Origin of the sequence: Pseudophaeobacter profundi, from assembly GCF_029697505.1 — a bacterium.
Lineage (GTDB): Bacteria > Pseudomonadota > Alphaproteobacteria > Rhodobacterales > Rhodobacteraceae > Pseudophaeobacter > Pseudophaeobacter profundi.
Window position 1 is genome coordinate 1 of the sequence record NZ_JARJEF010000121.1, and the last position, 356, is coordinate 356.

General features: G+C 52.5%; 1 protein-coding gene. It reads right to left on the minus strand.

Features of this window, described 5'->3' with window-relative positions; genetic code table 11:
- Positions 1-112: 112 nt before the first annotated feature.
- Positions 113-356 (minus strand): hypothetical protein (locus tag P2081_RS20495; protein ID WP_278924634.1); only part of this gene is annotated, 244 nt, incomplete at its 5' end.

Genomic DNA, 356 nt, shown 5'->3' on the forward strand with positions numbered 1-356 from the left:
CTCACTTCTTGGCAGCCACCTTGGCAGGAGCCGCCTTCTTTGCAGGAGGAGCTGCCTTGGGCTTGTCAGTTTTGGGCTTCTTGGCTTTCTTGGGCTTTGCACTCATGGCCTTCTAGATCTGTTCCTTGCGGAGTGCCAACATTTTAACCTTGCGCTGGGATTTGGGGTCCAGGGGGATTCCTCTCTTCTCAGCCAGTTTAACATCACGATCAAAAAGCCTCTTCTGAGCGGTAAGAACAGCTTTCCTCTTCATGACCGCTGCGAATGGGTTCAACTTGAGCATAGCCCGTGTGTTGACAAGTGGGTTCAGCTTGCGTACTCTCCTCTCAACGGTTTTCTTGGGAGGCCTGATGACC